A 5,360-nucleotide genomic window follows, 5' to 3' on the forward strand; every position below is an offset into this window, starting at 1 on the left:
GGGGGGAGGTCGCCGCGCAGCGGCGGGTGGGGGTGATCAGGGACAAAAACCGGATCATCCACCGATTGTAATGTGGGTCGTTCTGATGGTCTATAAACACCGACAAACCGTCCCAACCGGAGCCTTCCCGATGGCAAAGCTACCGTGCTCGACACGATCTTTGCCGCGGTTGAAGAGCAACAGGCAAACCTCGCGCTTCGGGCGGGTCACCCCACCCCGGAGCTTCGCTCCGACCCTCCCCCTCAAGGGGAGGGTGGTTGATGCCGCCGGCCCCGCACTCCACCTCCCCCTTGAGGGGGGAGGTCGCCGCGCAGCGGCGGGTGGGGGTGATCAGGGACAAAAACGGATCATCCACCGATTGTCATGTGGGTCGTTCTGATGGTCTATTGAAACCCACAAAACATTCCCGATGGCAAAGCTACCGTGCTCGACACGATCTTTGCCGCGGTTGAAGAGCAACAGGCAAACCTCGCGCTTTCGGCAAGGTCACCCCACCCCGGAGCTTTGCTCCGACCCTCCCCCTCAAGGGGAGGGTGGCTGATGCCGCCGGCCCCGCACTCCACCTCCCCCTTGAGGGGGGAGGTCGCCGCGCAGCGGCGGGTGGGGGTGACGCTTCGTTCCGCACACTGTCACCAAACGCAATTTCACGATTGTGCGAAGGGGGCAAATTTTGCTAGCAGGGGCTAGCCTTTTGTCGACCCACCCCGGACCTTCGGTCCGACCCTCCGTTCCAGACGAAGGGTGAGGAAAGAAAACCAATGCCCGATCTTCTGCTCGAACTCCGCTCCGAGGAAATCCCCGCCCGCATGCAGCGCAAGGCGGCGGGCGATCTGAAGAAGCTCGTCACCGATGCGCTGGTGGATGCGGGCCTGACCTATGAGGGCGCGCGCGAATATTGGACGCCGCGCCGCCTCGTGCTCGATATCCGCGGCCTGACGGCCCGCTCCGCCGATATCCGCGAGGAAAAGAAGGGCCCGAGCGTCAGCGCGCCGCAAGGCGCCATCGACGGCTTCCTGCGCGGTGCCGGGCTGTCGTCGATCGACCAGGCTGTCATCAAGACCGATCCGAAGAAGGGCGATTTCTACGTGGCCTTTCTCGACAAGCCGGGTCGCGCTGCCGAAGACATCGTCACCGACGTGATGCCCGGCATCATCCGCACCTTCCCCTGGCCGAAATCCATGCGCTCGGGCGCTGCCTCCATGCCGAAGGGCTCGCGCTTCGGCGGCATCGAGGGCAAGGGGCCGGAAGCGCTGCGCTGGGTGCGGCCGCTGCAGTCGATCGTCTGCACCTTCGGCTCCGAGCATGACGAAACCGCCGTCATCCCCTTCGAGATCGACGGCATCATTGCCGGCAATGTCACCTACGGCCATCGTTTCCATGCGCCGGATGCCATCACCGTGCGCCGCTTCGACGATTATGTCGCAAACCTCGAAAAAGCCCGCGTCATTCTCGATGCCGAGCGCCGCAAGCATATCATCGCCCAGGATGCCGCCAATCTGGCCTTTGCCAATGGCCTTGAACTGGTCGAGGACGAAGGCCTGCTCGAAGAGGTGTCCGGTCTGGTCGAATATCCCCATGTCCTGCTCGGCACCTTCGAGGAAGAGTATCTGGCCATTCCGGCCGAAATCATCCGGCTGACCATCAAGACCAACCAGAAATGTTTCGTCACCCGCAAGCAGGGCGGCGAGGGGCTCTCCAACCATTTCATCCTGATCTCCAATATCGACGCCAAGGACGGCGGCAAGGAGATCATGCATGGCAATGGCAAGGTCGTGCGCGCCCGGCTGTCGGATGCCAAACATTTCTGGACCCGCGACCAGGGCGACCTGCCGGATCTGGAGACGCTGAAGTCCTCGGCCGCCAAATTCGACCTCGATCTCAAAAAACCACTCGATCAACGCATGGCCAAGCTCGACGCGCTGAACGTCACCTTCCATGCCAAGCTCGGCACGCAGGGCGAGCGCGTGGCGCGCATCCGGGCGCTGGCGAGGGAACTGGCACCGGTCGTGTTTGCAACGGCGAAAGCCCACCTCCCCCTTGAGGGGGGAGGTCGCGCGGAACGCGCGGGTGGGGGTGACCCTTCGGCCGCTGCGGTGGGTCACCCCACCCCGTCCCTGCGGGCCGACCCTCCCCCTCAAGGGGAGGGTGTCGATCTCGACGCCTTCGTCCGCCAGGTCGACCGCGCCGTGGTGCTGGCAAAGGCCGATCTGCGCACCGAGGCCGTCGGCGAATTCCCCGAACTCCAGGGCCTGATGGGCCGTCGCTACGCGCTCCTGCAGGGCGAAGACGCCTCTGTCGCTGCCGCCATCGAGGACCACTGGAAGCCCAACGGCCCCTCCGACCGCCTGCCGGAAGACAAGGTCGGCCTGACCGTGGCGCTGGCCGACAAGCTGGATACGCTGGTGGGTTTCTGGGCGATCGACGAAAAGCCGACGGGGTCCAAGGATCCGTATGCGCTGCGTCGTGCCGCACTGGGTGTGGTTCGGATGATTTTGGAACGGGGTGTTCGGCTGAATTTGGTTCCAGCTTTGAACTCGGCTGCAAAAAGCCTCTTCGCATCGAAGGTGCAGGGGCTGTATGTTCAATCACAGCGGTTAGGTGAACTGGTTAGTGAATTCGGCGACTATAAAGACAAGGTATTCAGAGGCGGTGAAAGCAGAATAATAGTCGAGGATGCTTCAGAAATAACTGAATCGATGGTTGAGTTCTTCCACGACCGCCTGAAAGTCTACCTGCGCGAACAGGGCGCCCGGCACGATATCATCGACGCTGTGCTTGCGGCGGCCAACCACCTCCCCCTTGAGGGGGGAGGTCGCGCGGAACGCGCGGGTGGGGGTGACACCCCGAACACCGAGGCCGGTCACCCCACCCCGTCCCTGCGGGCCGACCATCCCCCTCAAAGGGAGGGTGTGGGCACCGACGACCTGCTCATGGTCGCCCGCCGGGTCGAGGCGCTGACCGCCTTCATCACCTCGGAAGACGGCAAAAACCTGCTGGCCGGCACCAAGCGGGCCACCCAGCTGCTGGCCGCCGAAGAGAAGAAGGGCACCGTCGTTGCCGATGGCGTCTCGGCCGAGCTGTTGAAGCTCGATGCCGAAAAGGCGCTGTTTGCGGCGATCAGGGTGGCGACCATCGATGCGGCCAATGCGGTGGCCGCGGAAGACTTCCGCTCCGCCATGCAGGCTCTGTCGACGCTGCGCGACCCGGTCGACCGCTTCTTCACCGATGTGCTGGTCAACGACGAAGACGCCGCCATCCGCGCCAACCGCCTGGCACTGCTGAGCGCCATCCGCGATGCCACGGCCACGGTCGCGGATTTCTCCAAGATCGCGGGATGATCCTGGATTGCCAATGGTAGCGGATATGTTACCATTGGCGCCATGAAGATCCGTGAATATCTGGATCAGCGCGGCGAAAGCCCCTTTGCCCTATGGTTTGCCGGCATCGAGGTGCGGGCGGCCTCGAAGGTTACTGTGGCATTGGCCCGGGTAGAGGCCGGCAACTTATCCAACGTCAAGAGTGTTGGCGCCGGTCTGCTCGAATACCGGATCGATTACGGTCCTGGTTATCGGATCTATTTCGGCCGCGATGGCGACCAGCTTGTCATTCTGTTGGCCGGCGGGACAAAGAAGCGGCAACAGGACGATATTCGCATCGCGCTCGAACGCTGGCAGCTTTACAAGCAAAGGAAAGGCAAGCGCCGTGGCATTGACCCGTGATTTCAAACTGACCGTGAAGAGCCGCGCCGCGACCGATGCCGCCTTTCGCGCAGCGCTGTTGTCGGATGCCGTCGAATTGTTGCTGGCAGGCGACGTCGAGACCGGCAAGTCGGTTCTGCGCGACTTCATCAATGCGACCATCGGGTTTGAGCGCCTGGCGGAAAAAGCCGGCGTCCCGGCGAAAAGCCTGATGCGCATGTTCGGTCCCAAGGGCAATCCGCGCGCCGACAATCTCTTCAATGTGATCCGTCATCTGCAGGAGGAAACAGGCCTGCAATTGGCCGTGGCCGCAGCTTGAGCCAGGACACCTGAACAGCCCTCATGCCTGCAGGGCAGATTTGTCTCGCCCTCCTTTCGTGCTATGCTTTTCTATCAATCCGCATGGAGGTTTCGCTGTGAACAAGCCCGTTCAGGTGACCATCGCCGAACCCTACGGTAGCTTTATCGATGCCCAGGTCGAAAGCGGACGCTTCAAGTCTGCCGAAGACGTGGTCGAAGCCGGACTGCGCCTGTTGAGGGATGAGGAGGCTCGCGTCGAATGGCTGCGCAATGCGCTGATCGAGGGCGAGACCAGCGGACCGGCGGAGCCGTTCGATCCCGAGGAACTGATGGCCACCGTTCGCGAGAGCTGGAAAAGCCGTGGCTGAGGTGCGGCTCAGCCCTGCCGCAAGACGAGATTTCCTGAAGATCGGTGATGACACACGTGATCACAGGTCCGAAGTTCAGGCCGAGCGCTACCTTCGGCAAATCCTGGACATGATTGCTGAAATCGGTCGGCATCCGCTCTCGGGCAGCGCGATCGACTGGCTTCGTTCTGACTATCGTAGACGCCGTGCCGGTTCTCATCTGATTTTCTACGTCATTCTGAATGATGTTATGGTCGAGGTGGTTCGAATCCTGCACGAGAGGAGCGATGTCTCAAGACATCTTGGACCATCATGACCGCCAAAATCCTCATCAGCGCCTGCCTTCTCGGTCGCCCCGTGCGCTACGACGGCCGGGGCAAGCCCTTGCATCATCCGGCGATCGACCGCTGGCAGGCGGAAGGCCGGCTGGTCGGTTTCTGTCCCGAGCAGGCCGGTGGCCTGCCGACGCCGCGACCGCCGGCCGAAATCGAAGGCGGCTTGACCGGCGCCGATGTGCTGGCCGGCCGGGCGCGGGTGATGGAAGTAACCGGTGGCGACGTGACGGCGGAGTTTATTGACGGCGGCCGCAAGGCGGTCGCGTTTGCCCGTTCCAACGGCTGCAGCCATGCGCTGTTGATCGATGGCAGCCCGTCCTGCGGCTCGGGCTTTATCTATGACGGTTCGTTTTCAGGCAGCCGCCATCCCGGCTTCGGCGTCACCGCGGCGCTGCTGCAGGCGGCCGGCATACCAGTCTATAGCGACCGTGCCATCGAGCAATTGGTGGCAATCCTCGACGGTTCCGGCTGAAACGAAAAAGCCGCCGGATCATGCCCGGCGGCTTGTGTCTGCTCGTTCGGCTGGCGAAGGCTCAGCTGGCCCGGCGCATCTGCTGGGCCATGCCGGCCAGCTGGCCGGACTGCGCGGCAGTGGAGACCTTGAAGCTGCGGATCAGCTCCAGCAGGTCGCCGGTGTCATTGGCGAGAACGTCCGCCGATGCGGTGGTTTCCTCGGCCAT

At 62.9% G+C, this 5,360-nt stretch carries 6 protein-coding genes; all 6 read left to right on the top strand.

Annotated elements, in window-relative coordinates; genetic code table 11:
* Positions 1 to 758: 758 nt before the first annotated feature.
* Positions 759 to 3,338 (top strand): glycine--tRNA ligase subunit beta, encoded by a 2,580-nt coding sequence (gene glyS, locus HGO38_RS25610; protein WP_250958640.1) that lies wholly within the window; start codon positions 759 to 761, stop codon positions 3,336 to 3,338.
* 42 nt (positions 3,339 to 3,380) lie between these two features.
* Positions 3,381 to 3,719 carry a type II toxin-antitoxin system RelE/ParE family toxin gene (locus HGO38_RS25615; protein WP_250958641.1) on the top strand — a complete coding sequence of 113 codons (339 nt, stop codon included), beginning with the start codon at positions 3,381 to 3,383 and terminating at the stop codon, positions 3,717 to 3,719.
* Entirely contained in the window at positions 3,703 to 4,017 is a 315-nt protein-coding gene (locus tag HGO38_RS25620; protein ID WP_250958642.1) for a helix-turn-helix domain-containing transcriptional regulator, read from the top strand. Before HGO38_RS25615 ends, HGO38_RS25620 begins: the two co-directional genes overlap by 17 nt.
* Positions 4,018 to 4,114: 97 nt before the next feature.
* Positions 4,115 to 4,366 carry a type II toxin-antitoxin system ParD family antitoxin gene (locus HGO38_RS25625; protein ID WP_250958643.1) on the top strand — a complete coding sequence of 84 codons (252 nt, stop codon included), beginning with the start codon at positions 4,115 to 4,117 and terminating at the stop codon, positions 4,364 to 4,366.
* Positions 4,359 to 4,661 (top strand): type II toxin-antitoxin system RelE/ParE family toxin, encoded by a 303-nt coding sequence (locus HGO38_RS25630; protein ID WP_250958644.1) that lies wholly within the window; start codon positions 4,359 to 4,361, stop codon positions 4,659 to 4,661. The genes HGO38_RS25625 and HGO38_RS25630 overlap by 8 nt, the downstream gene beginning before the upstream one ends.
* Positions 4,658 to 5,152 (top strand): 2-thiouracil desulfurase family protein, encoded by a 495-nt coding sequence (locus HGO38_RS25635; protein WP_250958645.1) that lies wholly within the window; start codon positions 4,658 to 4,660, stop codon positions 5,150 to 5,152. The genes HGO38_RS25630 and HGO38_RS25635 overlap by 4 nt, the downstream gene beginning before the upstream one ends.
* Positions 5,153 to 5,360: the final 208 nt, after the last annotated feature.

The sequence above is a fragment of the Rhizobium sp. CG5 genome (genome assembly GCF_023701945.1).
Classification (GTDB): domain Bacteria; phylum Pseudomonadota; class Alphaproteobacteria; order Rhizobiales; family Rhizobiaceae; genus Allorhizobium.

Excerpts from the sequence above, each read along its gene's own strand:
- glyS (WP_250958640.1), top strand. The coding sequence starts at position 759 with ATGCCCGATCTTCTGCTCGAACTCCGCTCCGAGGAAATCCCCGCCCGC.
- HGO38_RS25635 (WP_250958645.1), top strand. The coding sequence starts at position 4,658 with ATGACCGCCAAAATCCTCATCAGCGCCTGCCTTCTCGGTCGCCCCGTG.
- HGO38_RS25615 (WP_250958641.1), top strand. The coding sequence starts at position 3,381 with ATGAAGATCCGTGAATATCTGGATCAGCGCGGCGAAAGCCCCTTTGCC.